The 26,185-nt window shown below is 65.7% G+C and carries 27 protein-coding genes and 1 tRNA gene; 12 read left to right on the forward strand and 16 right to left on the reverse strand.

Annotated features, from left to right (window positions below; translation table 11 throughout):
* Positions 1-32 precede the first annotated feature (32 nt).
* Positions 33-1,142: a fatty acid desaturase gene (locus tag AX735_RS07120; RefSeq protein WP_066277819.1), complete on the reverse strand. Its 1,110-nt coding sequence runs from the start codon at positions 1,140-1,142 to the stop codon at positions 33-35.
* Between the two features lie 179 nt (positions 1,143-1,321).
* Between AX735_RS07120 and AX735_RS07125 the strand changes: the two genes are divergently transcribed.
* From AX735_RS07125 to wecB, 3 genes are all read left to right on the forward strand, one after another.
* The gene (locus AX735_RS07125) at positions 1,322-2,449 is read left to right on the forward strand and encodes an N-acetyltransferase (RefSeq protein ID WP_231750049.1); all 1,128 of its coding nucleotides are present in this window, start codon (positions 1,322-1,324) and stop codon (positions 2,447-2,449) included.
* Between the two features lie 141 nt (positions 2,450-2,590).
* Positions 2,591-3,892, forward strand: a complete 1,302-nt coding sequence (locus tag AX735_RS07130; protein ID WP_066277824.1) for a UDP-glucose dehydrogenase family protein — start codon at positions 2,591-2,593, stop codon at positions 3,890-3,892.
* A gap of 26 nt (positions 3,893-3,918) precedes the next feature.
* Positions 3,919-5,049, forward strand: coding sequence for a non-hydrolyzing UDP-N-acetylglucosamine 2-epimerase (gene wecB / locus AX735_RS07135; protein ID WP_066277826.1), 1,131 nt, complete (start codon positions 3,919-3,921; stop codon positions 5,047-5,049).
* Here the strand turns inward: wecB and AX735_RS07140 are convergent.
* Positions 5,044-5,844: a LytTR family DNA-binding domain-containing protein gene (locus AX735_RS07140; RefSeq protein ID WP_137775637.1), complete on the reverse strand. Its 801-nt coding sequence runs from the start codon at positions 5,842-5,844 to the stop codon at positions 5,044-5,046. The two genes, wecB and AX735_RS07140, sit on opposite strands and share 6 nt — an antisense overlap.
* 162 nt (positions 5,845-6,006) lie before the next feature.
* Here AX735_RS07140 and AX735_RS07145 point away from each other — a divergent pair, with 162 nt between their 5' ends.
* Genes AX735_RS07145 through asd form a run of 3 tightly spaced genes read left to right on the forward strand, consistent with a single transcriptional unit; the run spans position 6,007 to position 8,822 of the window.
* On the forward strand, positions 6,007-6,468 hold the full coding sequence (locus AX735_RS07145; RefSeq protein WP_066277834.1) for a DUF2141 domain-containing protein: 462 nt from the start codon (positions 6,007-6,009) through the stop codon (positions 6,466-6,468).
* Positions 6,469-6,480: 12 nt separating this feature from the next.
* Complete coding sequence (locus tag AX735_RS07150) at positions 6,481-7,920, forward strand: carotenoid oxygenase family protein (RefSeq protein ID WP_066277836.1); 1,440 nt, start codon at positions 6,481-6,483, stop codon at positions 7,918-7,920.
* Between the two features lie 50 nt (positions 7,921-7,970).
* On the forward strand, positions 7,971-8,822 hold the full coding sequence (gene asd / locus AX735_RS07155; protein WP_066277838.1) for an archaetidylserine decarboxylase: 852 nt from the start codon (positions 7,971-7,973) through the stop codon (positions 8,820-8,822).
* A gap of 32 nt (positions 8,823-8,854) precedes the next feature.
* On the opposite strand, the gene AX735_RS07160 is transcribed toward asd, so the two are convergent.
* A tRNA-Leu gene (locus AX735_RS07160) sits at positions 8,855-8,941 on the reverse strand.
* Between the two features lie 130 nt (positions 8,942-9,071).
* The gene (locus AX735_RS07165; protein ID WP_066277842.1) at positions 9,072-9,974 is read right to left on the reverse strand and encodes an MJ0042-type zinc finger domain-containing protein; all 903 of its coding nucleotides are present in this window, start codon (positions 9,972-9,974) and stop codon (positions 9,072-9,074) included.
* A gap of 220 nt (positions 9,975-10,194) precedes the next feature.
* On the opposite strand from AX735_RS07165, the gene ftsE reads away from it, so the two are divergent.
* The 4 genes from ftsE to AX735_RS07185 are packed head-to-tail and all read left to right on the forward strand — an operon-like array spanning position 10,195 to position 13,095.
* A complete protein-coding gene (gene ftsE / locus AX735_RS07170; protein WP_066278017.1) occupies positions 10,195-10,956 on the forward strand; it encodes a cell division ATP-binding protein FtsE in 762 nt (253 codons plus the stop codon).
* Positions 10,956-11,852 carry a cell division protein FtsX gene (locus AX735_RS07175; protein ID WP_066277846.1) on the forward strand — a complete coding sequence of 299 codons (897 nt, stop codon included), beginning with the start codon at positions 10,956-10,958 and terminating at the stop codon, positions 11,850-11,852. Before ftsE ends, AX735_RS07175 begins: the two co-directional genes overlap by 1 nt.
* Complete coding sequence (locus AX735_RS07180) at positions 11,849-12,379, forward strand: YdcF family protein (RefSeq protein WP_066277853.1); 531 nt, start codon at positions 11,849-11,851, stop codon at positions 12,377-12,379. The genes AX735_RS07175 and AX735_RS07180 overlap by 4 nt, the downstream gene beginning before the upstream one ends.
* Before the next feature lie 2 nt (positions 12,380-12,381).
* Positions 12,382-13,095, forward strand: coding sequence for a lysophospholipid acyltransferase family protein (locus tag AX735_RS07185; RefSeq protein ID WP_066277856.1), 714 nt, complete (start codon positions 12,382-12,384; stop codon positions 13,093-13,095).
* 125 nt (positions 13,096-13,220) lie between these two features.
* Here AX735_RS07185 and AX735_RS07190 read toward each other — a convergent pair whose 3' ends face one another.
* The 6 genes from AX735_RS07190 to AX735_RS07215 all read right to left on the reverse strand — a co-directional run bounded on the left by AX735_RS07190 (position 13,221) and on the right by AX735_RS07215 (position 19,267).
* Positions 13,221-14,192 carry a ParB/RepB/Spo0J family partition protein gene (locus AX735_RS07190; protein ID WP_066277858.1) on the reverse strand — a complete coding sequence of 324 codons (972 nt, stop codon included), beginning with the start codon at positions 14,190-14,192 and terminating at the stop codon, positions 13,221-13,223.
* Complete coding sequence (locus tag AX735_RS07195; protein WP_066277863.1) at positions 14,192-14,977, reverse strand: ParA family protein; 786 nt, start codon at positions 14,975-14,977, stop codon at positions 14,192-14,194. The genes AX735_RS07190 and AX735_RS07195 overlap by 1 nt, the downstream gene beginning before the upstream one ends.
* Positions 14,974-15,666, reverse strand: a complete 693-nt coding sequence (locus AX735_RS07200; RefSeq protein WP_066277866.1) for a 16S rRNA (guanine(527)-N(7))-methyltransferase RsmG — start codon at positions 15,664-15,666, stop codon at positions 14,974-14,976. Before AX735_RS07200 ends, AX735_RS07195 begins: the two co-directional genes overlap by 4 nt.
* Positions 15,663-17,513, reverse strand: a complete 1,851-nt coding sequence (gene mnmG, locus AX735_RS07205; RefSeq protein ID WP_066277869.1) for a tRNA uridine-5-carboxymethylaminomethyl(34) synthesis enzyme MnmG — start codon at positions 17,511-17,513, stop codon at positions 15,663-15,665. Before mnmG ends, AX735_RS07200 begins: the two co-directional genes overlap by 4 nt.
* A gap of 181 nt (positions 17,514-17,694) precedes the next feature.
* Positions 17,695-18,996, reverse strand: coding sequence for a tRNA uridine-5-carboxymethylaminomethyl(34) synthesis GTPase MnmE (gene mnmE, locus AX735_RS07210; RefSeq protein ID WP_066277872.1), 1,302 nt, complete (start codon positions 18,994-18,996; stop codon positions 17,695-17,697).
* Positions 18,997-19,015: 19 nt separating this feature from the next.
* Positions 19,016-19,267 (reverse strand): DUF6489 family protein, encoded by a 252-nt coding sequence (locus AX735_RS07215; RefSeq protein ID WP_060977942.1) that lies wholly within the window; start codon positions 19,265-19,267, stop codon positions 19,016-19,018.
* Positions 19,268-19,382: 115 nt separating this feature from the next.
* On the opposite strand from AX735_RS07215, the gene AX735_RS07220 reads away from it, so the two are divergent.
* Together AX735_RS07220 and AX735_RS07225 are read left to right on the forward strand one after the other, a co-directional pair.
* Positions 19,383-20,093: a dienelactone hydrolase family protein gene (locus AX735_RS07220; RefSeq protein ID WP_066277875.1), complete on the forward strand. Its 711-nt coding sequence runs from the start codon at positions 19,383-19,385 to the stop codon at positions 20,091-20,093.
* On the forward strand, positions 20,090-20,488 hold the full coding sequence (locus tag AX735_RS07225) for a nuclear transport factor 2 family protein (protein ID WP_066277878.1): 399 nt from the start codon (positions 20,090-20,092) through the stop codon (positions 20,486-20,488). The genes AX735_RS07220 and AX735_RS07225 overlap by 4 nt, the downstream gene beginning before the upstream one ends.
* 117 nt (positions 20,489-20,605) lie before the next feature.
* Here AX735_RS07225 and AX735_RS07230 read toward each other — a convergent pair whose 3' ends face one another.
* From AX735_RS07230 to hemE, 6 genes are all read right to left on the reverse strand, one after another.
* Positions 20,606-20,956, reverse strand: a complete 351-nt coding sequence (locus AX735_RS07230) for a c-type cytochrome (RefSeq protein ID WP_231750052.1) — start codon at positions 20,954-20,956, stop codon at positions 20,606-20,608.
* Positions 20,957-20,979: 23 nt separating this feature from the next.
* Positions 20,980-21,981: a virginiamycin B lyase family protein gene (locus tag AX735_RS07235; RefSeq protein WP_082750988.1), complete on the reverse strand. Its 1,002-nt coding sequence runs from the start codon at positions 21,979-21,981 to the stop codon at positions 20,980-20,982.
* A gap of 83 nt (positions 21,982-22,064) precedes the next feature.
* Positions 22,065-22,736: a TerC family protein gene (locus AX735_RS07240; protein WP_066277887.1), complete on the reverse strand. Its 672-nt coding sequence runs from the start codon at positions 22,734-22,736 to the stop codon at positions 22,065-22,067.
* 24 nt (positions 22,737-22,760) lie between these two features.
* Positions 22,761-24,017, reverse strand: coding sequence for a transcription termination factor Rho (gene rho, locus AX735_RS07245; RefSeq protein WP_060977948.1), 1,257 nt, complete (start codon positions 24,015-24,017; stop codon positions 22,761-22,763).
* 457 nt (positions 24,018-24,474) lie between these two features.
* The gene (locus tag AX735_RS07250) at positions 24,475-24,939 is read right to left on the reverse strand and encodes a CopD family protein (RefSeq protein WP_082750989.1); all 465 of its coding nucleotides are present in this window, start codon (positions 24,937-24,939) and stop codon (positions 24,475-24,477) included.
* A gap of 28 nt (positions 24,940-24,967) precedes the next feature.
* Positions 24,968-26,020 carry a uroporphyrinogen decarboxylase gene (gene hemE / locus AX735_RS07255; RefSeq protein ID WP_066277890.1) on the reverse strand — a complete coding sequence of 351 codons (1,053 nt, stop codon included), beginning with the start codon at positions 26,018-26,020 and terminating at the stop codon, positions 24,968-24,970.
* Positions 26,021-26,185 lie beyond the last annotated feature (165 nt).

Raw genomic sequence — 26,185 nt, forward strand, 5'->3', positions numbered from 1 at the left:
CGGGATTCCCGCTTTCGCGGGAATGACGAAGTTCAGCCGGGCGCCCTGCTTCCGAACGTGCTCTTCACCAGCCGCGTCACCAGCCCTGCAAGGCTGCGATAATTCGCCAGCTGGTAGGTCGATTCCACGCCAAGTTCGCGCGACAGGCGGCGGTGCGCCTCGGGCAGCGCGTGATAGGGCACGCCGGGCAGCAGATGGTGCAGCGCGTGATAGCGCAGTCCCACCGGCGCCCAGAGTTCGGGCAGAAGGCCCGGCGGCGGCACGTTGACGCTGTCGAGATATTGCGCGGTCACGCTCATCGGCTCGTCCTCGTTCTCCCACAGATGCGCGACCAGCGTGCGCACCTGGTTGAGCACCATCGTGCCCGAGACGATGGCGAGACCGATCAGAAAGGCGCGCAGCGGCAGGGTGCCGGTCGCGACCAGCGCGATCAGCGTCATCGCCCAGGCGCTGGCGAGCGTTTCGAGTACCAGCCAGTGCCGGCGCGCCTGACCTTCGGGCATGACGCGGCGAAAGGCGGGATTGATGACCAGCCCCGAATAGCGCTCGACCACGATGCGGCGCAGCGGCGGGATGATCAGCGAAAGCGGCGACAGCACGCCATAGCGTACGATCAGCCCGATCGGGCCCAGCGCCGCGACCAGCACAAACAGCGGCACCGTCCACGGCTTCATCAGCGCGAGTGGCAGATATTCTGGGTCCTTGACCGTGCCATAGCGCAGCCGCTGGTGGTGCAGGTTGTGCACGCCCTCGTACATGAAGCTGGGAATGAGCAGCGGAATGCCGACCAGCGCGTTCCAGCCGGCATTGAATCCGGGAACGGCATCGGGGCGAAGATGCGTCAGTTCGTGAATGAAGCTGCCCGCGCGGTAGAGCGCCAGGATCGCGACCAGCGCGCACAGCAGCGCCAGGCCAACGCCATCGACCAGGATCGCACCGGCAAGCGCGCCATAGCCGACCGTGACCGAGGCGAGCATGTCCGCCCAATAGACACCCGGCTTCGCGGCATTGAGATCGCGCGTCAGCGAAGCCGCAGCGCGGATCATCGCCATGTCGTCGGGCACCTGGCCGCTGGCGCGCGCAAGCGTCGCGCCCTGGGTGGCGCTGCGACCGGAATCGGAAAGGGGGAAACTGCTAGCCATGATGTTCCTGTACTGATCGCCCGCTTAAGCCACGGCAACGTGGCAGCATGATGGCAATATCTGGCCCGCAATTCCTTGACACAGATCATGGCAGAGCGACAAAGGGCACGGCCCTTTGGGGCTTCCATGACGATGAAGGATGAGTTTTGGCGGACCAGCAGCAGATAAGCGTCAGCCCGGTGAACGACAAGGCCGCCCTCAAGGCGTTCGTCGATATCGCCTATGATCTGAATGCCTCCGACCCGGCCTGGGTGCCGCCCCTGCGCGCCGAAGTCTACGAGATGTTCAATCCGGCCAAGAACCCGTTTTATGGCCATGCCACCGTTCAGCCGATGATCGCACGTCGCGGCGGCAAGGTGGTGGGTCGCATTTCGGCGCATATCGATCATCTCGCGCTGACCCAGCCGGTCGATCAGGGCATGGGCCCGGGCACCGGCAATTTCGGCATGTTCGAGGCGGCGGACGAGGCCGTGGCCCGCGCGCTGCTGAACGCCGCCGAGCAATGGCTGCGCGACCAGGGCATGACGCGCGCGCTCGGCCCGCTGAGCCTGTCGATCTGGGACGAGCCGGGGCTGCTCACCTTCGGCCATGACCGCCCGCCGATCATCATGATGGGGCATCACAATGCCGCCTATCAGGGCTGGATCGAGCGCGCCGGCTATACGGTCGCCAAGAAGCTGCTGAGCTATGAATTGCCGATCGTCGAGGGCTTTTCGCCGCTGGTCCAGCGCATCGTCGCCGCCGGGCGCAAGAACGAGCGCATCCGGCTGCGCAAGGTCGACAAGAGCCGGTTCGACGAGGATGCCGCGACGATCCTGGCGATCCTCAACGATGCCTGGGGCGAGAACTGGGGCTTCGTGCCGATCACAGACGAAGAGGTCGCCTATATCGGCAAGAAGCTGCGCCCGCTGGTGCGCGAGGACCTGATCATGATCGCCGAATATGACGGCCGTCCTGTCGCGTTCCTGATGACGCTGCCCGATATCAATACCGTCACCGCACCGCTTAACGGATCGCTCTTCCCGTTCGGCTGGGCCAAGCTGCTCTGGTGGCTGCGCACCTGCCGTTCGCCCAGCGTGCGCGTGCCGCTGATGGGCGTGGTCAAGGACCTGCAGAACACGCGCATGGCCGCACAGCTTGCCTTCATGCTGATCGAGACGATCCGCGTCGAGGCGGTGAAGAATTACGGCACGGTGCGCGGCGAGATCGGCTGGGTGCTCGAAGACAATCAGGGCATGAACGCGATCGCCGATGCGATCGAGAGCAAGGTCAACCGCGAGTATCTGATCTACGAAAAGCCGCTCTGATCGCCTGGCCGCGCTGCCGGGCGTTCAGACCATTGCAACATTCGCGCGTTATGGCGCTCGACCGGCCCGGTGCGGCGGGGATTTGACGCCCCGTTTTCCGCCCACTAGACGACACGCAAACGCTGTGGAGCTTATCCCCCTATGAAGATCGCGATGATTGGTTCGGGCTATGTCGGCCTGGTGTCGGGCGCCTGTTTCGCCGATTTCGGCCATGACGTGGTCTGTGTCGACAAGGATCCGGCCAAGATCGAATCGCTGCTCGCCGGCAAGATGCCGATCTACGAGCCGGGGCTGGAAGGGCTGGTGGCCGCCAATGTGCGCGCTGGCCGCCTGTCCTTTTCGACCGATCTGCCCTCGAGCGTCGCCGATGCCGATGCGGTGTTCATCGCGGTGGGCACGCCCTCGCGCCGCGGCGACGGTTTTGCGGACCTCAGCTATGTGCGCGATGCCGCACGCGAGATCGGCGAATCGATCCGCAAGCGCTGCGTCGTCGTCACCAAGTCGACCGTTCCGGTGGGCACCGGCGACGAGGTCGAGAAGATCATCCGCCAGACCGCGCCGGACGCCGATTTCGAGGTCGTCTCCAACCCCGAATTCCTGCGCGAGGGCGCGGCGATCGGCGATTTCAAGCGGCCCGACCGCATTGTCGTCGGCACCGAGGTCGAATGGGCGCGCGAATATATGCGCGAGATCTACCAACCGCTGTTCCTCAACGAATCGCCGATCCTGTTCGTCTCGCGCCGCACCTCCGAGGTGATCAAGTACGCCGCCAATGCGTTCCTCGCGACCAAGATCACCTTCATCAACGAGATGGCGGATCTGTGCGAGAAGGTCGGCGCGAACGTGCAGGACGTCTCGCGCGGCATCGGCCTCGACGGACGGATCGGATCGAAGTTCCTGCACGCTGGCCCCGGCTATGGCGGCAGCTGCTTCCCCAAGGACACGCTCGCGCTGATGAAGACCGCGCAGGACCATGAGGCGCCGCTGCAGATCGTCGAGGCCGTGGTGCGCGTCAACGACCTGCGCAAGCGCGCGATGGCGCGCAAGGTGATCGCGGCGATGGGCGGCGATGTCGAGGGCAAGCGCATCGCGATGCTGGGCCTGACCTTCAAGCCCAATACCGACGACATGCGCGATGCCCCCGCGATCGTCATCGCCCAGGGGCTGATCGACGCGGGCGCCGAAGTCATCGCCTATGATCCCGAGGGCATGGAGGCAGCCGCCGCGCTGATGCCCGGCGTGACGATGGCCGAAGGCGCCTATCAGGCATTGCAGGACGCCGATTGCGCGGTGATCGTCACCGAATGGGACGTGTTCCGCGCGCTCGCGCTGCCGCGCGTGCTCGCGACGATGCGCGGCAACACGCTGGTCGACCTGCGCAATATCTACAAGCCCGAGCAGATGAAGGCGGCGGGCTTCCATTATGTGAGCGTCGGCCGCTGAGCTGACAGGCGGGGGGAGACAAGGGCATGGCACGGCGGATTGCGGTAATCTTCGGCACGCGGCCCGAGGCGATCAAGCTGTTCCCGGTAGTGGCCGCGCTCCAGGCTGCGCCCGATCTGGAGCCGGTGGTGCTGGTCACCGGCCAGCATCGCGAGATGCTCGACCAGGTGCTGGAAATCGCAGGGCTGGTGCCCGATCATGACCTCGCGCTGATGCAGCCGGGCCAAAGCCTCGACGAGATCAGCGCGCGGCTGCTCACCGGCATCGGTCAGGTGCTCGATGCCGAAAAGCCCGATATGGTGATCGTGCAGGGCGATACCGCGACCGCGATGTGCGGCGCGCTCGCCGCCTATTATCGCAAGATCCCGGTCGCGCATGTCGAGGCCGGCTTGCGCAGCGGCAATATCTATCACCCCTGGCCCGAAGAGGTGAACCGCAAGATCATCGGAACCTTCGCCGACCTGCACTTCGCGCCGACCGGGACCGCGGCCGATGCGCTGCGCCGCGAGGCCGTCGACGAGGCGAAGATCCTGGTCACCGGCAACACGGTGATCGATGCGCTGCACTGGGTCACGCACAAGCTCGCCGCCGATCCCGGCCAGGCGGGCCTGCTCGCACCCGTAGAGGCGCGCTTCGCGGGCAAGCGGATCATCGGCGTCACGACGCACCGGCGCGAGAATTTCGGCAGCGGCATGGACGACATCGCGCACGCTATCCGCGATCTGGCCGCGCGCGACGATGTCGCGATCATCTTCCCGGTGCATCTCAATCCGCAGGTGCGTGCCGCGATGTTGCCGATCCTGGGCGGGCTGGACAATGTCGCGCTGCTCGAACCGCTCGACTATCTCAACTTCACCCGGCTGCTGCAGATTGCCGAGCTGATGCTGACCGATAGCGGCGGCGTGCAGGAAGAGGCGCCAGCGCTCGGCAAGCCCGTGCTCGTCATGCGCGACACCACCGAGCGGCCCGAAGGCGTCGCAGCGGGCACGGCGAAGCTGGTCGGCACCGACCGCGCGACGATCATCTCCGAAGCGACCCGACTGCTCGACGATCCGGCCGCGTATGCCGCGATGGCGCAGGCGCACAATCCTTTCGGCGACGGCAAGAGCTCAGCCCGGATCGCCGCAGCGATATCGGACTGGTTTGCCCGGCTATAGCCAGCCCTGGCTGCGCAGCACCGGCTGCATCGCCCTCGACACCGGCGCGCTGATATCGCCGGGCAGCGCAAGCTCCATCCGGCCCGATTGCTGGCGGACCGCCTGCACCGCATCGCGCGCGACCCACCAGCTGCGATGCACGCGCGCGCCCGCCGAATCGTCGAGCAGCGCACAGGCATCGGCCATGCGCATCAGCACCAGATCGCTGCCCAGATCGGTGTGCACGCGCAGATAATGGTCCTCCGCCTCGATCGCGAGCAGCCGCCCGGCGCGCAACCGGTGCGGCAGCTTCTCGGCGAGCAGGGGAGGAAGCGCGGAGCGATCGGTCACGGGTGCTTCGGCAGAGGTCGGTGCGGGTGCAGGCTCGGGCAGAGGCTGCGGCATGGGCACGACCGCCGCCTCGGCGACCTGCCCGTTGGTGGCGAGATAGTTGATCGCGGTGAGCACCACCGAGATGAGCAGCACCGCCAGCCAGAATTCGAGCACCACCATCGGTGTGATCAGACCGATGCCGAAGAACAACGCGCTGACCACGATGACCACGAAGCTGTGCGGCAGCGAGACGAGCAGCGCGACCAGCCCGGCCTCTGCCCAGCGGTGCGCCGCGAGGCCGCCCCAGCCGCGCACCAGCGCATTCACCCCCAGGCCGAGCAGCGATCCGGGCAAAATCACCGCCGCCCAATAGGCGAAACGCTGGAAAAAGGGTGCTGCCTGGGTGCCCATCGCGCCCAGATAGGCGAGCACCGCCGCCGCGATCATCCCGATGACAAGTCCCCGCAATGCCTGGCTTTTCATGGCCTCTGCATTTCGCGAAGCGTGAACGGCAGGGGGTGGCAACTCACGCATCAGGGCGGGCAACTCGCGTAACCGGACAGGACAGCCGGGTCTACCTGCGCCAGGGTGAGGGGGTCAAGCATGGCCCCGTCGCCATCGCAACCCGCAAGGAGAACCAGACCCATGAAAGCCCTGTATCTCGCCGCCACGCTCGCGCTTGCCACTGCCGGAAACGGCATTGCCTGGGCGCAGAACGCCGCCGCCGCGACCACCCCCGCACCCGATGCCTCGCTGACCGTCACCTTCGAGCAGATCGAGATGCCCGAGGGCCAGATCCTGCTCAGCCTGTATGACAATGAGGCCGCGCACGATGCGGGCGGCAAGCCGGTGCGCGCCGCGATGGCCAGGGTCGAAGGCAAGACCGTCTCGGTCGTTTTCGAGGGCCTGGCCCCCGGCCGTTATGCGATCAAGGCGTTTCACGATGTCGATGGCGACGGCAAGATGAAGACCAACCCCTTCGGCATGCCGCTTGAACCCTTTGCCTTTTCGAACAACGCCAAGCCCGTGGGCGGACCTGCGCGCTGGGAAGCGGCAAGCTTCGATGTGCCCGTCGGCGCCTCCGAAACCCGCATCGCGATCCAGTAAGGACACGATCTCATGAACCGTCGTGATCTGCTGATCGGTGGGGGCCTGGCCGCGCTCGGCACCCTGGTCCCCGCCACCGCCCGCGCCGCCGCCGCCGCCGCTGCCGTCGCCAAGCCCGACTGGACTTTGGGCGTCACCGACATCCTGGAAGACATCGCCCCGCGCAGCCTTCGCCGCATCCACGGCCGCGCGCCCGATCTCATCGGCACGCTCTACCGCAACGGCCCGGCGCGCTTCCGCCGCGGCGACAGCGCCTCGGGCCACTGGTTCGACGGCGACGGGCTGATCCGCGCCTGGCAGGTGCGCAGCAACGAGGCACGGCTGGCGGCGCGCTTCGTCGACACGCCCAAGCGGCGGCTCGAGGAAAAGCTCGGCCGCATCGTCCAGCCGGGCTTCGGCACGCTCGAGCAGCCCGGCGCGATCGTCGGCAACTCGGATGAGACCAATGCCGCCAACACGCATGTCATCAAGGCTGGCAACCGCCTGCTGGCGCTCTGGGAGGCAGGCTCTGCCACCGCGCTCGATCCGGCCAGCCTCGAGACGCAGGGCCAGGTCACCTTTCGCGACGACCTGAAGCACATGCCGTTCCTCGCGCATCCGCGCATCGAGCCCGATGGCCGCATCTGGAACATCGGATCGGGCGGGGCGGCGGTCTATGTCTGGCGGCTGTCTAAGGACGGCATGTTCGAGGCGGGCGAGGCGGTCAAGCTGCCGATGGCGAGCTATATCCACGATTTCACCGCGACCGCGCGCCATCTGGTGATCCTGTGCCAGCCCTGGATCGCAGGCGCGATGAAGCTGCCCTTCTCGAAGAGCCTGACCTGGCAGCCCGAGTTGGGATCGAAGGTGCTGGTGCTCGACAAGGACGACCTGTCGAAGCGCCGCGTTTACGATCTGCCGCCGCTCTCCTTCTTCCATCTCGGCGATGCCTGGGAAGAGACGGACGGGACGATCCGCTTCGACGGCTGCTTCCACAAGGACGTGACCTTTGCGGTCGAAGGCGCGCCGGGGCTAGTCGAGGGCCGCTATGTCCATGTCGAACGTCCCGAGCTCAACCTGGTCGCGCTGCACCCCGATGGCCGCGCCACGCTGACGCCCGCCGGGATCACCGCCGAATTCCCGCGGAGCGCGCCCGAGCGCGCCGGACTGCCCCGATCGGCGACGGTGCATGTCGGTGGCTATACCGGCACGCGGCCGTTCGCGCGCAGCGTCGGCAGCTGGGACTGGATCAGCGGGCGGCATGACAGCTTCGATTTCGGCGCGCGCCATCTGGTCGAGGAATTCGTGCCCGCCGGACCGCATCACCTGATCGGCACCACGCTCAACCTCGATGCAAAAGCCACCGAACTGCACCTGTTTGACGCGCGCCGCATCGCCGATGGCCCGGTGACGAGCTGGCGCAGCGACGTCGCGCTGCCGGTCAGCTTCCATGGCAGCTGGGTGGCCGCCTGATCGTTGCGATAAAGGTGGCCGGGCAGCGATGCGTGCGATAGAGCCGTGCCATGTCCTCTGCCTTCATTGCGTTACAGCATCTGGTGCCACAGCACGCCCTGACCCGGCTCGCCGGACGGCTGGCGGCGAGCGAGAGCCCCTGGCTGCGCGACCGGATGATCCGCCGCTTCGCCGCCGCCTATGATGTCGACATGGGCGAGGCGGCGCGCCGCTTCGGACAGTTTGCCAGCTTCAACGACTTCTTCACCCGCGAGCTCAAGCCCGGAGCGCGTCCGCTGGCCGATGCCGAGCGTTTCATCCTCAGCCCCGCCGACGGCGCGGTCAGCCAGGCGGGCCCGATCCGCGACGGGCGCATCATTCAGGCCAAGGGGCGCGACTACAGCGTCGAGGAGCTGCTCGGCGGCCAGGGCGGCGACGCGCACCGGTTCGATGGCGGGCAGTTCGTCACCATCTATCTCAGCCCGCGCGACTACCACCGCGTGCACATGCCCGCCGCCGGCACGCTGCAATCGACCGTGTACCTTCCCGGCAAGCTGTTCTCGGTCAATCCGGGTACCGCTGCCGGGGTCGACCGGCTGTTCGCGCGCAACGAGCGGCTCGCGTGCCTGTTCGACGGACCCGACGGGATGTTCGCCAGCGTGATGGTCGGCGCGATAATCGTCGCAGGGATCGACACGGTCTGGCCGCACCGCTTTGCCGACCATGAAACCGCACCGGTCGCCGAGGAGTTCACCGGCAGCACCCACAGCTTCGCAGCAGGCGACGAGATGGGCCGCTTCTATCTGGGATCGACCGTGGTGCTGCTGTTCGAGCCGGGCCGCGTCGCCTGGAACGATGCGCTTCAGCCCGGCGCGCCCTTGCGCATGGGCCAGGCGATCGGGGAGCGGTTGTCGGGGATCTGAGGGGCCGCCCGGGCGGCGGGCCCCTGGATGACTGGTGCGGTCAAGAAGACTCGAACTTCCACGGGCTTTCGCCCACAACGACCTCAACGTTGCGCGTCTACCAATTCCGCCATGACCGCACAGTCCAGCAATTCGCGGGGATTGCGGCCGTTTCGACGGCCCTGCCCGCGTGGCAGGCCGCGCCATTAGCAAAGCGTAACGCCCATAGCAACAAGGGAATCTCGTGTGCCTGTCAGGCAGCGCGTGCGATCAGTTGCGCTTGGCCCAGGCGATCTCGGCCGAGGTGGCAGAGCGCGGAACGTCGACCATCGCCTGGCGGAAATCGGCCGACTGGCCGGGCTCGAGCTTCTCGACCGGCGGGTTGATGATCCAGTTGAACACCACCCGGTCCTGCGCATCGCGCAGCACCACCAGCATCGGCGGCACGTCCTGCGCGCGCTGGCTCAGATTCCGGATCGTGCCCGACGCACTGAAATATTCGGTGCCGTTGGGCAGCGTGCGCCGTTCCTGCTTCTTGGGCGGGAAATCGATCACCAGATCGGGCTCCACCTCGGCAAAGGGCAGGCTGTAATCGGCGATGAAGCCTGGCAGGCCGAAGGTCTGGATCGCGACGGCCGCGCCCGATGCGAGCAGCGCAAAGGCGACCGCGCCGATCATCCACAGCTTGGCCGGGTTGCGGCGCGGGCGGAAGGGCGGTTCGTGGCTGAAGCTGCTCGGCCGATCCGCCAGCGCGTCGTCGGCATAGCTCGCCACGATCGGACGGTCGACCGGAGGAACCGGCCGGGGCAGTGGCGGCAACTCGGGTTCCGGCTCGCGCGTGGATTCGGGCTCGACCGGCACCGGCGCGACCATCGGCGGCTCCGGGCTCGCTGCCGGCGGCGGCGCAGGCACTGGGGCAGCCGGTCCCGGCTCGGATTCGACCGGCGCTACTGCCGAAGCGGCAGGTGCTGCCGGTTCCGCGACCGGCGCAGGTGCGGGCGTGGGCGCAGGCTGCACTGCCGGGTCGGCGACCGACTCCGGCGCGGGAACGTCGGGACCATGCTGGAACCAGCTGTGCCCGCACTTGGCGCAACGCACCGATCGTCCATCGATACCGATGGCGCTGTCGGGAACCGCATAGCGGGTGTTGCACGCAGGGCACGCAATAATCATGGCGTTTCTAACCATGATGGGCGAATCGCCGCAAGGGGCTTGGACCGCCTGCAAAGGTGGTCACCCCATGTTTTCCACTGCTGATTGCGCGCAAGGGCGGTTTTTCAACGGCTTGACGCCATGGCAGCGGGATTTGGCAGTGCGGGTGACGTGAGGGTGCGCATTCCCATTGCCTGTTTGGGCCGCGCCGCGCTATCGCCGCTGCATGAGCGCCCCGCAGATGGCCCCTTCGGTCGAAAGCATCGTCCAGTTCGAGAATGTGGGGCTGCGCTATGGCACCGGGCCCGAGGCGCTGATCGACCTCTCGTTCACGCTGTTCTCGGGCCAGTTCTATTTCCTCACCGGACCGTCGGGCGCGGGCAAGTCCTCGCTGCTCAAGCTGCTCTATCTGGCGCAGCGACCCAGCCGCGGGATGATCCGGCTGTTCGGCAGCGACCTCATGACGCTGGCGCGCGACCGGTTGCCGGGCTTTCGCCGCCGCATCGGCGTCGTCTTCCAGGATTTCCGGCTGGTGCCGCACCTGTCCGCGTTCGACAATATCGCACTGCCGCTGCGCATCGCGGGTATGCGCGATGCCGATATCGCGACGCCCGTGCGCGAAATCCTCGACTGGGTGGGATTGAGCGCACGCGGCGATGCCCTGCCCGCGACGCTTTCGGGCGGCGAGCAGCAGCGCGTCGCGATCGCCCGCGCGGTCATCACCCGGCCCGATATTCTCGTCGCCGACGAACCCACGGGCAATGTCGATCCCGATATGGCGGTCAAGCTGCTGCGGCTGTTCGAGGCGCTCAATCGCATGGGCACCACGATCATCGTCGCGACGCACGACGTGCACCTGATGACGCGGATCAAGCGCGCGCAGATGATGCGGCTGGAAGGCGGGCGGCTGTCCGACCCCACCGGCGCACTGCGCTATCCGCCGCGCCCGTCCGACATGACCGGCTGGGCCGACATGCCCGGCAAGCCCGGCGAGACACGCTGATGCTCGGCGCGCTCTTCCCCACCGGCCATGACCGCCGGCTGATCCCGCAGGCGCGGCTGACCGGGCCGATGCCCTGGGTGATCGCGGTGATGCTGTTCCTGACGCTGCTCGCGGCCGCCGCCGCGCTGGCGCTGGGCAGCGCGGCGCGGCAGATCAATGCCGATCTGGCCGGGCGCGCGACGGTGCAGATCGTCAATGCCGATGCCGAGGCACGGCAGAAACAGGCGCTGGCGGCCGAGGCGCTGCTGCGCTCCGACCGGGCGATTGCTGGCGTCACCCAGGTGAGCGAGGCCGAGGTTCGCGCGCTGCTGACGCCATGGCTGGGCAGCGGCGCGGTCAGCCGCGACATCCCCCTGCCCGCGCTGATCGATGTCGATTTTCGCGCCGAGGCCGATGGTGCCACGCTGACCCGGCTGCGCCGCGCGATGAGGTCCGTCGCGCCCGATGCGCGGATCGATGCGCATGGCCAGTGGCTGAAACCGGTGTTCGATCTGATCGGGACGCTGCGCTGGCTGGCGATCGCGCTGGTCGCGCTGCTCGCGCTCGCCACCACCGCTTCGGTCATGCTCTCGGCCCGCAGCAGCTTTGCCGCGCATTCCGAGACGATCGACATCATGCACCTGCTCGGCAGCACGCATCAGCAGATCGCGCGGCTGTTCCAGCGTCGCATCGCGCTCGATGCCGCCATGGGGGCGCTGATCGGCTGCCTGCTTGCCGCGCCGGTGCTCTGGATGCTCGGGCGCGCCGCCGCCAGGCTCGATTCGGGGCTGATTTCTGCCGGATCGTTCGGCCCGATCGACTGGCTGCAGCTTGCAACTGTGCCGATAGCGGGTATTGCGCTCGCTGTGTTCACCGCGCGGGTGACGGTGCTCGGCGCGCTCAGGAAGAAGCTGTGATCGTTCGCCTGTTGTCATCGGTGCTGCTGGCCTGGATCCTGGGCTTTGCCTGGTTCGCGATCCTGCTGCCCCAGCCATTGGGCGACCAGCGGACCGACGCCGTGGTGGTGCCCACCGGCGGCCCGATGCGCATTGATCGCGGGCTGGAGGCGCTGCGCAACAAATGGGCCGAGCGCATGCTGATTTCGGGCGTCGACCGCGATGTTCGTCCGGCAGAGCTCAGCGCGCGCTTTCCGGGATCGGTGGCGCTATTCGACTGCTGCGTCGATCTCGGCTTTCGCGCCTATGACACGCGCTCGAACGGGCTGGAAACCGCGCGCTGGGCCAAGCAGCGCAAGGTCAAGTCGGTCCGGCTGGTCACCACCGACTGGCACATGCGCCGCGCCGAATACGAGCTGCACCGCGCGCTGCCCGACGATATCGCCATCTATCCCGATGCGGTCGCGAGCAAGCCCAGCCTGATGACGCTGTGGCGCGAATATAACAAGCTGGTGCTGCGCGTCATCGCCGGGCTGTTCGGGGTTTGATCATGGCACGCACGCTGCTGGCGATCCTCCGGTCGATCCTGTTCACCATCGCCTTTTACGGCGGATCGGTGTTCATCGTCATCATCGCCTTCATCATCCTGCCCTTCTCACGCCACCGGCTGCAGAGCATGGCGCGCGGCTGGGGCATGTATCATTATTGCTGCGCCCGGACGTTTCTGGGTATCCGCGTGCGCATCGAAGGGCCGATACCGCAGGGCCAGGTGCTCTATGCCATCAAGCACGAGAGCTTTTTCGAGACGATCGAACTGCTGCGCATCTTCAACCGGCCGGCCGTCGTCGCCAAGATCGAGCTGTCGCGCATTCCGCTATGGAGCCATATCGCGCGCACCTATGGCATGATCTTCATCGATCGGGCGGGCGGCGCGGTGGCGCTGCGCAACATGATGGCAGAGGTGCGTCGTTTCGTCGCCGAAGGGCGATCGATCGTGATCTATCCCGAAGGCACCAGCACCCCGCCAGGCGAGCAGCCGCCGCTCCAGGCGGGCTTTGCCGGGCTGTACAAGCTCGCCAAGCTGCCGGTGGTGCCGATCGCGCTGGCGAGCGGGCATCTCTATCCCCGGCGCGGCTTCATCAAACGCCCCGGCGTAATCATCTACAAGTTCGGCGAGATGATTCCCGCAGGGCTTTCACGCGAGGAGATCGAGGCGCGGGTGCACAAGGCGATCAACGAACTCAACGTGGTCGAGCGGGGCTGAAGGTTCTGCCCCTGCCCCCCTTCATCGTCACCCCCGCGCAGGCGGGGGTCCCGCTTTCCTTACCGGCGCCAGAAGAAGCGGGATTCCCGCGTTCGCGGGAATGACATATTAAATAACTGAAAAGACTAAATAATCTCGCCAGAAAGCCGCTGACAGATCAGGTCGAGCTGGTCGAGATTGCCATAGCGGATGGTCACGCTACCGCTGCGCTGGTTGGCCTCGCTGCTGATCTTGACCTTGAGGCCGAGCAGGTCTTCGAGATGCCGCTCGACCGCCTCGATATCGGCATTGCTCGCCGGATCGCCCGCTCCGCCAGAACGCACCTTGCCGCCCGACTTGCCGCCCGCATCGCTGCGCGCACGGCGCACCAGCTTCTCGACCTCGCGCACCGAAAGCCCGCGATCGACCACTTCCGCCGCGATGGTCTCGGCATCGGGCACGTTGATCAGCGCGCGGGCATGGCCCATGCTCAGGCTCTTGTCGGCGACCATCTTGAGCACCGGCTGCGGCAACGCGAGCAGGCGCATCAGGTTTGCGATATGGCTGCGCGACTTGTCGACCATCCGCGCGACCTCGACCGGGGTATAGCCCTGATCGCCGACCAGCCGCTGATAGGCCTCGGCCTCCTCGACCGGGTTGAGGTCCTCACGCTGGATGTTCTCGATCAGCGCCAGTGCCAGGGTATCGGGATCGCTGAGCTCGCGGACGATCGCCGGGATCTCGTGCAGCCGGGCGCGCTGCGCCGCGCGCCAGCGGCGTTCGCCCGCGACCAGCTCGTAGCCCCCGCCCTTGCGCGGGCGGACGATGACCGGCTGGATCACCCCGCGCTGCGCGATCGAGCGCGCGAGATCATCGAGTGCTTCCTCGTCGAAATAGCGGCGCGGCTGGCCGGGGTGCGGGCGGATCTCGGCCAGCGGCAGCGTGCGCAGGCCAGTGGCAGAACCGGGCTGTCCCTCGCCGCCCTCGTCGCGCCGCACCAGCGGCTCCTCGCGCCCGACTTCGCCGAGCAGCGCATTGAGGCCCCGCCCCAGCCCGCTCGGCCGCTTGCGTCCCAGCGCCTTGGCGATATCGGGCAGACCGCTATTCTCTTCGGCCATCAGGCTGCTTCCTCTTCCATGCGCGGCATGCGGGTGATGAATTCGCGTGCGAGCGCGATATAGGCTTCCGATCCGACGCAGCGGTGGTCGTAGATCAGCGCCGGCATGCCATGGCTCGGCGCTTCGGACAGCCGCACATTGCGCGGGATGACGGTATCGAAGACCAGCCGCCCGAGCACCGCGCGCACGTCGTCGGAAACCTGATCGGTCAACCGGTTGCGGCGATCGTACATGGTCAGCACCACGCCGATGATCGACAGGCCGGGATTGAACCGCTGCTGCACCCGCTCGACCGTCTGCAGCAGCTGGCTCAGTCCTTCGAGCGCGAAGAACTCGCACTGCAGCGGGACCAGCACCTGATCGGTGGCGACCAGCGCGTTCAGCGTCAGCAGACCGAGCGAGGGCGGACAATCGATCAGGCATACCTGCCAGCGATCTTCTGGCGCGTTGTCCATCGCCGCCTTCAGCCGGTGCGTGCGCATTTCCAGATCGACCATCTCGATCTCGGCTCCCGACAGATCGACCGTTGCCGGAATCACGTCGAGCCCGGGAATCTGCGTCGGGACGCAGCATTGGACCAGCGAGCTTTCGTTGGTGAGCAGATCATAGCTCGAATATTCGCGATCATTGCGCGCGATGCCCAGCCCGGTCGAGGCATTGCCCTGCGGGTCGAGATCGATCAGCAGCACCGACAGACCCGTCGCCGCCAGCGCCGTCGCCAGGTTGATCGCGGTCGTGGTCTTGCCCACCCCGCCCTTCTGATTCGCGACCGCAATGCGGATCATGACTTGCTCCTGTGTCTGCGGACGGCCTGACGACGCGGTGCCTTCTGGCTTTCGATCGGCGCCACGCGTCCGGTTCCGACAAGAATCGCGGCGTCGGCATCGGTGAGGCTCTGTTCCACGTGGAACAGTTTCTGCCACGGCGCGGCGATGCTTTCCAGTTCTGCACGCGCATTGCGTCCCTTTGGCAGCAACCAACGCGTCTTTTCTGTGGAAAAGCGCCCCGCCCCCTCGAGCAGACGCGGCAGCGGTGCAAACGCACGCGCGGAAATGTAATCAGCGGCGAAGCCATCGACCTTGGCGAGCGCGCTGCCCGCGACCTTGACCCTGCCCCTCAACCCGAACCGATCGATGGCCCTGTCGAGATAGGCGATACGCAAGGCCCGCGATTCGACCAGCGTCACCCGACATGGTGCGAGTAGTGCAATGACCAGTCCTGGAAATCCCGCCCCACTCCCGAGATCGACCCAATGCTCATCCGGCTGCGGTTCCGCGAATCGCAGCAGCTGCGCGCTGTCGGCGATGTGCCGCTGCCACATCGAAGCGAGCGTGGCAGCAGAGACAAGGTTCTGGTGCCGTGCCTCGTCCGCGACGAAGGCGGCGAGCGCCTCGAGTCGGTCCATTGTTTCACGTGAAACACCGGGCAGCGCGGCGACCCAGGCGCGCGCATCTTCCTCGCTATGCAGGATCATGCGGCGCGCTTGCGGGCGTGCACGAGAATGGCAGCCAGAGCCGCAGGCGTGACACCGCGAACGCGCCCCGCCTCCGCCAGCGTTTCGGGCCGGGCGAGATCGAGCCGCTCGACCATCTCGTTCGAAAGCCCGGTGATCGCGCGATAATCGATATCCGCACCCAGCAGTACCTTCTCGTTCGCGCGAAGATCGCGCAGCTCGGCATCCTGCCGCGCGAGATAGGGCGCGTAGACCGCATCCTCCTCGATTTCGGCACGGAGGTCTTTCGGCAACTGCGCCATAGATTCGGGCAGCAGCGGGGTGAGCGAAGCCAGATCGATCGCGGGAAAACGCAGCCAGTCGTACAGGCTCTGGCGGCTGCCATCGGCTTTTACCGGCAGACCGAGCGCCGCGAGCTCGGTGCAGCTCGCCTGGCGCTCGAGCGCCGAAAGCGCGGCGGCCTTGTCCGACTGGCGCTGCTCGAACCAGCGCTGGCGCTCCTGCCCCACCGCTCCGTTCGCAATGGCCATGGCGGTCAACCGATCGCTGGCATTGTTGGCGCGCAGCCTCAACCGATATTCGGCGCGCGCGGTGAGCATGCGATAGGGCTCGGTGACGCCCTGCAGCACCAGGTCGTCGATCATGACCGCGAGATAGCTGCTCGCGCGATCGGACAGCGCGATGTCGCGTTCGAGCACCGCGCCCGCAGCCGCCATGCCGGCGACCAAGCCTTGTGCCGCGGCTTCCTCGTATCCCGTGGTGCCGTTGATCTGGCCCGCGCAATACAGGCCGGGGATCGCACGCACTTCGAGCCGATGGTCGAGCGCGCGCGGATCGATATGGTCATATTCGACCGCATAGCCCGGCACCACGATTTCGGCGCGCTCGAGCCCCGCCATGCTGCGCACAAAGGCGAGCTGCACATCGGTGGGCAGCGAGGTCGAGATGCCGTTGGGATAGACCAGATGCGTGTCCAGCCCCTCGGGCTCGAGAAACACCTGGTGCCCGTCGCGATCGCCGAAGCGGTGAATCTTGTCCTCGATCGAGGGGCAGTAGCGCGGTCCCTGAGCCCCGATCGCGCCGCTGAACAGCGGCGAGCGGTCGAGATTCGCGCGGATGATATCGTGCGTCTGCTGGTTCGTCCGCGTGATCGCGCAGAACACCTGCGGCACCGTGCGCCCCTGGCTCAGCGGCGACATCGTCCAAGCCTCGCCATCGCTCGGCTGCTCGTCGAGCTGCGCCCAATTGATGGTGCGCCCGTCGATGCGCGGCGGCGTACCGGTCTTGAGACGCGCCATCGGCAGATCGGCATCGCGCAGCTGTTGCGCCAGCAGGCTCGCGCCGGGTTCGCCAATTCGGCCGCCCTCGAGCCGCTCTTCGCCGCGGAACAGCCGGCCTCCCAGAAAGGTCCCGGTCGCCAGCACCACGGCGCGCGCGGCAATCGCGCTACCATCGGCAAGATCGACGCCCGCCACCCGGCCCTGCTCAAGCCGCAGCGCCGCAACCTCGCCCTCGACGATCGACAGGTTGCGCTGTGCGGCCAGCATGGTCTGGATCGCGGCCTTGTACAGCTTGCGATCCGCCTGGACGCGCGGGCCCTGCACCGCGCTACCCTTCGAGCTGTTGAGCATGCGATAATGGATCGCGGCCTGGTCCGCCGCCCGCGCGATCAGTCCGTCAAAGGCATCGACCTCGCGCACCAGATGGCCCTTGCCGAGCCCGCCGATCGCCGGATTGCACGACATCTCGCCGATCGCTTCGCGCGTGAAGCTGACCAGTGCGACACGCGCGCCCATGCGTGCGGCGACGGCCGCCGCCTCGCACCCGGCATGACCGCCGCCGACCACCAGAACATCAAATTGCTGCATGGAGCGCCGCATACAGCAAATGCAGGATTCGGTCGAGGGGGTGACTGCCGCTCTCCCCTCCCCTTGGGGAGGGGTGCCTTAAAGCCGGGGTGGGGCAGCACGTCCGTCGGAAAAACGGAACTCCCCCACCCCGTCTTCGCCTGGGGCTCAGCCTCCCCTCCCGCACGCGGGAGGGGAGATACTATTTCCCAATACAAAACGCGCCAAACAGCGCGTCGAGCATGTCCTCGACATGCGTGCGCCCGAGCAGCTGATCGAGCGCATGCCGCGCCAGACGCAGACCTTCGGCACGGAGCAACAGGTCCGTCTGTGCCTCGGCTCCGTGGAGAGCAAAGGCGCATTCGCCGAGCAGCCGGTGCTGGCGCGCATTGAGCGCGACCTCGTTGCTCGCTGGCAGTAACGTCTGCGCTGTCGCGACCAGATCGGCGACCAGAACATCGAGCCCCTGCCCCGTCTTCGCCGAAAGCCGATGGCGTGCCACCTGCTTTGTTTCACGTGGAACACCCGTGCGATCAATCTGCGCCTCGATCTCCCACAGGGCAGGATGAGAGGGCCCGTCGCCTTCTGCACCCAACCACAGGACGATGTCTGCCGCCGCTATCGCATCTTGTGCCCGGGCGATCCCGATGCTCTCGATCTCCTCGGCCCCCTCGTCGCGCAGCCCCGCCGTATCGGTCAGCACGAAAGGTATCCCGCCCAAGGCCACCGGTGCTTCGATCACGTCACGCGTGGTGCCAGCGATGTCGGATACGATGGCCGCCTCGCGTTGCAGTAGCGCGTTGAGCAATGTCGACTTGCCGGCATTGGGCGGCCCGGCGAGCACCACGCGGATGCCGTCGCGCAACCGTTCCGAGCGCGGTCTTGCCAGCGCAAGATCGATCTCGCCCGCGAGCGCGCCGATCCCCTCGCCCACCGCATCGACGGCATGCTCGGGCACATCATCCTCATCGGAAAAGTCGAGTTCGGCCTCGATTAATGCGGAGAGCCGCAGCACCTCGCGCCGCCACGCCTCGACCTGGCGCGAAAGATGCCCGCTTGCCATGCGGATCGCGGCGACGCGCTGTGCTTCGGTTTCGGCGAAGAGCAGGTCGGACAGGCCCTCGGCCTCGGCCAGGTCCATGCGTCCGTTGAGAAAGGCGCGGCGGGTGAATTCCCCAGGCTCGGCGAGCCGCAGCCCTTCAATCCGTGCAAGCGCCGCCTCGACCGCACGGACCACCGCCCTGCCCCCGTGCAGATGCAGTTCGGCGAGATCCTCGCCGGTGGCCGTGTCCGGACCCGGAAACCACAGGACAAGCGCGCGGTCGAGAATATCAGTCGACGCGGGATCGCCCAGGTTCCGCAAAGACGCACGGCGCGGTTCGGGCAACTTGCCCGCCAGCGCCGTCAGCGCTACGCCCGCATCGGGTCCGCTGATCCGGATGATCGCCAGGGCTGCGGGTGGTGCGCCGCTCGACAGCGCATAGATCGTCGCACCCGCAGTCATGGTTCAATATGGGGCGGTGTCAGTCCGAGGACTTCTTGCCGCTAGCCCCGGCGGCAGCGGCATCCATGATCTGCTGGAAGAAGCGCAGGCCCATCTCGCCCATCGGCGCGATATTCTTGGCGATGGTCTGCAGCTGGTCGACATTGCTCGTGCCCTTCATCGCACTCACGACACCGTCGACATAGGTCTTGTTCACGTCGGAGACATCGGGCAGCCCCATGAATCGGCGCATCTCTTCCGGGGAACAATCGACTTCGATATTCACTTTCATGGCATTACCCTCTTGTCAGCGCAAAGGCCCCCAAGCCCCGGATTCACGCTTATCAGCACGGGCAAAGTGGGTATAAACGGGTCACAAATCAATCGAATTGATGATGGAGAGTAGAATGGGTTCGACGCACAGCATCGCCACTTTCGACCACGACGCCAGCTTCGACGCCTATGTCGCCGCGCCCGAAGGCACGCCAAAGGCCGCGATCATCGTGATCCAGGAGATTTTCGGCGTGAACCCTGGCATTCGCCAGAAGTGCGATGGCTGGGCCGCGCAGGGCTATCTCGCGGTCGCGCCCGATCTGTTCTGGCGGATCAAGCCGGGTATCGAGCTCGACCCCGATATCGAGGCCGAGCTGCAGGAAGCGTTCGGCTATTTCGGCCAATATGATCCCAATGACGGCGTCAAGGATATCGAGGCGACGATCCGCGCGATCCGTTCCGGCATCGGCGGGCTGGACGGCGTCGCCAAGGTCGGCGCGGTCGGATACTGTCTCGGCGGAAAGCTCGCCTATATGGTCGCCGCGCGCACCGATATCGACGCCAGCGTCGGCTATTATGGCGTGATGATCGACCAGATGCTCGGGGAAGCGCACGCGATCGCCAATCCCCTGATGCTGCACATCCCTACCGCCGACCATCTTGTCGGGCCCGAGGCGCAGGCGGCGATCCATGCCGGGCTGGACGATCACCCCAAGGTGACGTTGCACGACTATGAAGGGCTCGATCACGGCTTTGCCGCCGAGATGGGCAACCGCCGCGACGAGGCCGGCGCGCAGCTCGCCGACGGCCGCACCGCCGCCTTTTTCGCGGAGCATCTGGCATGAGCATCGCACAAGCCGGAATCGCCGCCTGGCACGATTACATGCATGGCGGCTCGGACCCCGAAAAGCTAAAAGCCATGTTGGCGGACGACGCAGTGTTCCATTCGCCCGTCGTCCACACCCCGCAGGAAGGCAAGGCCAAGGTCTTCGCCTATCTCCACGCCGCCGCGCATGTGCTGGGCAATGACAGCTTCCATTATGTCCGCCAGATCGTCGACGGCGACACCGCCGTGCTCGAATTCGCGCTCGTGCTCGATGGTATCCAGGTCAACGGAGTCGACATGGTCCGCTGGAATGCGGAAGGAAAGATCGAGGACTTCAAGGTCATGGTGCGGCCCTTGAAGGCGGTGAACAAGGTCTGGGAGAAGATGGGCGAGATGCTGGCCAAGGCGAGCTGATTCAGGCACCCATGCTCGTCATTCCCGCGAACGCGGGAATTCCGCTTCGGGCCTTCGGTTTCAGGCAAGCGAGCCCCCCGCCTTCGCGGGGGTGACGAATTTTCTTAACCTTATCGGTTATTTTTCTCCAATCAGATAGGCGATGATCGCTGCGCGCTCCTCGGCCTTGCGCAAGCCGAAAAAGCCCATCTGGTTGCCGGGCACCAGTGCCTCGGGATCGGTGAGAAAGCGGTCGAGCAGCTCGGGTGTCCAGCGTGGATTCGCGGCGGCAAAGGTCTTGAAAGCCTTGGAATAGGCAAAGGTCCTGTCGCCGGCGATCGGGCGTTTGCTCAACTGATCGAGATTAGGCCCGCTTAGACCAGTCTCACCCTTCTTGACCGAATGGCAGCTATAGCAGCGCTGGAAAGCGCGTTCACCATCCTGGTTCGCAGCCTGGGCCAGTGCAACACCTGGCGATACGGCCAGCACGGCCAGCAACAGCGTCCAGAGCTTCATTTTTCGGTCCGGATGACCATCAGCCGTTCGGTGCCCGATTCAGGCAGGAACACCTCGCCCTTGCGGCCCAGGATCTGGCGGACATTCGCCCCCTCGCCACTGCCGGGATAGCGCTGGACGAATTTCTGGCTGCGCGGATCGAACACCCGGGTCGAATTGTCGCCGAAATCGCTGACCCAGACCATGTCGCGCTCGTCGACATAGACCGCATAGGCCTTGGCGGCGGCTCCCGGCAGCTTCCAGCTCTTCCAGCTCTTGGCCGAAGGCCGGTAACGATAGAGCTCGCCGCTGTTCCACCCGGTGATCCACAGATCGCCCTTGCTGTCCGCCCAGACGCGGCGCAGCCCCGCATCTTTCGTCGGCGGCTCGATCACGCTGATCTCGCCGGTGGCGCTGTCGATCTTTGCCAGATGGCTGCCCGCGAGCGAGACATACCAGACATTGCCATCGGGCGCGGTGGCGATGCCATAGGGGCCGCGGCCCTTGGGGTCCTTCCAGACCTGCACCTTGCCGTCAGCGGCGCTCACGCGCCCGTAAATGCCATTCTGGCCGGTGAACCAGTGCGTGCCCTGCCGGTCGAAGGCACCGGTATTGAGGTTGGTATAGCCCGTGTCCTCGGGGAGCTTCCATATATCGAGCTTGCCACTTGCGGGGTTGTAGCGGACGATCGCGTTCTGCCCGCCATCGGTGATCCAGGCCATGCCGTCTGGCCCCTGGATGACCCCATGGGGGGCCGAGTCCTGGCCGAGCGGCACCTGCACGACCTGCCCGGTGGCAGGATCGAGAATGCCGAGCGCGCCCTGTTTCTGTGCGGTGTACCAGATCTTGCCATCGGGGGCCGGGGCAACATCGTGCGGGCGCGACCCCTTGGGAAGCTCGAACAGAGTGATGTTTCGCCCGATTTCGGCCGAGGCGGCGATCTGCGCCTTCTCCCTGGCGATCAGCGGACCGCTCGCGAGACAGGCCAGCACCATTCCTGAAAGCCATACCCGCTTCATGGAAAAATCCTCCCCGACCGATGGCGCGATCCTATCAGGGATCGAACACCGGCGGGGAGGAAATTTTTCGCGTTACCGAATGATCAGCTGAACAGCGTCACCACGCCGACGCCGGGATCGACGAACCCGTCATAGATCATCTTGCCCGCGACATAGAGGATCACGGCCAGGCCGATATAGGCGATCCAGCGATAGCGCTCGATATATTTGGCGATGAAATTGGCCGCGATGCCCATCAGCGCGACCGACAGGATCAGGCCGACGATGAGGATGCCGGGATGTTCGCGCGCCGCGCCTGCCACCGCGAGCACATTGTCGAGGCTCATGCTGACATCGGCCACCGCAACCGCCCAGGCGGCAGCGGCAAAGCTCTTGGCCGGTGCGACGCCGCTATGCTCGTCGCCCTCGATCTCGGGTGAGCCACCGTTCGCGCCCGCCGGTTGCAGCTCGCGGTACATCTTCCACGAAACCCAGAGCAGCAACAGTCCGCCGGCGAAGATCAGCCCGACGATCTGCATGAGCTGGGTGACGACCAGCGCGAAGCCGATGCGAAGCACCAGAGCGGCGATGATGCCGATCAGGATCACCTTCTTGCGCTGATCGGCAGGCAGGCCCGCCGCCAGCGCACCGACGACGATGGCATTGTCACCCGCCAGCAGCACGTCGATCATCAGCACCTGGCCGAAGGCGGCCAGGGCGGACGGGGAGCCGATATTCGAGAAATCGGCAACGATATGGTTCCAAAGTTCCATCATGATGGGTGTCGCAGCCCTGAAGGATTACTGGTTCATGGAATCGAAGAAGTCTTCGTTGGTCTTCGAATCCTTCATCTTGTCGAGCAGGAACTCCATCGCGTCGACGGTGCCCATCTGCATGAGGATGCGGCGCAGCACCCACATCTTGGAAAGGATGTCCTTCTCCACCAGCAGTTCCTCCTTGCGCGTGCCGGACTTTCCGACATCGAGCGCGGGGAAGATACGCTTGTCGGCCACCTTGCGATCCAGCACGATTTCGCTGTTGCCGGTGCCCTTGAACTCTTCGAAGATGACCTCATCCATGCGGCTGCCGGTATCGATCAGCGCGGTGGCGATGATCGAGAGCGAACCGCCTTCCTCGATGTTGCGCGCGGCACCGAAGAAGCGCTTGGGACGCTGCAAGGCGTTGGCATCGACACCGCCGGTCAGCACCTTGCCCGACGAGGGGACGACGGTGTTGTAGGCACGGCCCAGGCGGGTGATCGAGTCGAGCAGGATGACGACATCCTTCTTGTGCTCGACCAGACGCTTGGCCTTCTCGATCACCATTTCGGCGACCTGGACGTGGCGCTGTGCAGGCTCGTCGAAGGTCGAGCTGATGACCTCGCCCTTCACGCTGCGCTGCATGTCGGTGACTTCTTCCGGGCGCTCGTCGATCAGCAGCACGATCAGGAAGACTTCGGGATGGTTGTCGGTGATCGCCTTGGCGATGTTCTGCAGCAGCACGGTCTTGCCGACGCGCGGCGGCGCGACGATCAGCGCGCGCTGGCCCTTGCCCTGCGGCGAGACGATGTCGATGACCCGCGCCGACTTGTCCTTGACCGTCGGGTCGAGCGTGTCGAGCCGCAGCTTCTCGTTCGGATAGAGCGGGGTCAGGTTGTCGAAATTGACGCGGTGGCGCACGACATCGGGATCGTCGAAATTGACCGCGGTCAGCTTGGTCAGGGCAAAATAGCGCTCGCCGTCGCGCGGTGCGCGGATTTCGCCTTCCACCGTGTCACCGGTGCGCAGGCCGAAGCGGCGCACCTGGTTCGGCGAGACGTAGATGTCGTCGGGCCCGGCGAGATAGTTCGCCTCGGGGCTGCGCAGGAACCCGAAACCGTCGGACAGCACCTCGATGGTGCCCAGACCCATGATCTGCTCGCCGTCTTCGGCAAGTTCCTTGAGGATCGCGAACATCAGGTCCTGGCGGCGGAGCGTCGATGCGCCCTCGACGCCCAGCTCTTCGGCCATGGTGACGAGTTCAGCGGGGGTTTTCTGCTTGAGTTCTTTAAGGTGCATGAGGTGCAGGATTCCGTGGGAAGGGTGCCGCCAAAAATGGAAACGCGGCAGTCTGGAAAGAGATGCGGGACGCCCAACCGGTAATCCGGTCACTGGTGAAGCGGGTCGTCGAAGGTCCCGGACGGGACGGGAGCGGAGATAAGCGGGGACTGCGCAAAAGTCAATCCGGCCTGCGATGAGGCGATGACGGCCAGTCCGCATCCCGCTGCTGCCACCTCCGCTCAGCCTGAGCCTGTCGAAGGCCCGGCGCTCGTGGTCCAAACCATAAACTCGTCACCCCCGCTAAGGCGGGGGTCCGGCTTGCAGCGAAAGTGCAGATCGCATAGCGGGATTCCCGCTTTCGCGGGAATGACGATGAATTGAGGCAGCTCTCGGCGCGTAGCCTTCGACGGGGTCAGACCGAGCGGGACAGGTTATCGTCGCACGCGCAACCGCGAGGTTTGGCCGCAGACAGCCCTCAGAACGGCTTCACGATCACCAGGATCACGATCACCGCCGCAGCGATGCCGGGAACCTCGTTGATCAGCCGTAGCTGCTTACCGGTGAGCTTGCGCTCGCCGCGCGCCAGCTTCTTCGAATAGCCGATCATCCAGCCGTGATAGCCGCTCAAGAGCAGCACGAAGAGCAGCTTGGCGTGCAACCAGCCGGCGGTCCACCAGTTGCCCTGGCTCGCCAGCACGAGGCCCAGCACCCAGACGATGATCAGCGAAGGGTTGAGGATGATCTTTCGCAGCTTGTTCTCACGGTCGATCCAGCGCGTCGCCTCTTCCGAGCCATGCTCGGCCTCCTGATGGTAGACCAGAAAGCGCGGCATCATGAACAGGCCGGCCATCCAGAAGATGACGAAGATGAGGTGCGCCGCTTTCAGCCAGAGATAGAGCATGGAGAGAACATAATCCGTTGTCAGAAGAAGCTCGTTCATGGGTTCTGCCGTGGATCCGGCAGGGCGGTCATACGCCCTGCTTCACCAGTGTAAGCAGTGCATGCACGTGTTCAATGGGGGTCTGCTGCAATATGCCATGGCCGAGGTTGAAAATATGCGGCCGCCCCTCGAACGTGCGCAGGATATGGCGGACCGCACTTTCCATCTGCTCGCCGCCCGCCAGCAGCGCCAGCGGATCGAGATTGCCCTGGACGGGCAAATGCGCGGGGATGTTGGCGGCAGCCCAGACCGGATCGATCGTCTCGTCGAGCCCCAGCGCATCGACGCCGGTTTCGCGTGCATAGGCGGCAAGCTTTTCGCCCGCGCCCTTGGGGAAACCGATCACCGGCACGCCGGGCCGCGCCTCGTGGATGGCGGCGGCGATACGCGCATTGGGGGCGATCACCCAGCGTTCGAACTGCGCCGGGGCAAGCGAACCCGACCAGCTGTCGAAAATCTGGACAGCATCGACGCCGGCATCGATCTGGCCGATCAGATATTCAATGGTGAGATCGACGATTCCGTCGATGAGCGCCTGGAAGCCGGCGGGATCGCGATAGGCATATTCGCGTGTTGCGTGCTGGTCCTTGCTGCCCTCGCCGTTGACCATATAGGTCGCAACGGTCCAGGCCGACCCTGCAAAGCCCAGAAACGTCTTTTCAGGCGCAAGCTCGGCCTTCACCAGACGCACGGTCTCGTAGATCGCCTCAAGGCGCTCAGGGACCGGCTGCAGGCTCTCCAGCGCATGATCGAGCAACCGGGGCGACAGATGCGGCCCCTCGCCCACCAGGAATTTCAGATCCTGGCCCATCGCATAGGGCACGATCAGGATGTCGGAAAACAGGATCGCGGCATCGAGCGCGAACCGGCGCAGCGGCTGCAGCGTGATCTCGGCAGCGGCAGGGCTGTCATAGACCAGCTCGAGAAAGCCGCCCTTTTCCGCACGCAGCGCGCGATATTCCGGAAGGTAGCGCCCGGCCTGGCGCATCATCCACATCGGCGGCACCTTGGCCACATGTCCGTTCAGGCAATCGAGCAAGGGCGCCTTGCGCGCCGTCGTCAGAGTTGTGTCCCCACCCATCTTAATTCTTATATCCTTTATATAGGGATTCTGTTGAAGAAGGCCGCTGGAAAACCGGCATGACGCTTTCTTGCCCTATGTATCGACAGATTGACAGTCGCCAAATCGCAGCTGCCTGACGAGTCGGCAAATTTGTGCCCACTATCAACAGCCTGTGGGTAAAGC

Origin of the sequence: Blastomonas sp. CCH1-A6 (genome assembly GCF_001556365.1) — a bacterium.
In the GTDB taxonomy this organism is placed as follows: Bacteria; Pseudomonadota; Alphaproteobacteria; order Sphingomonadales; family Sphingomonadaceae; genus Blastomonas; species Blastomonas ursincola.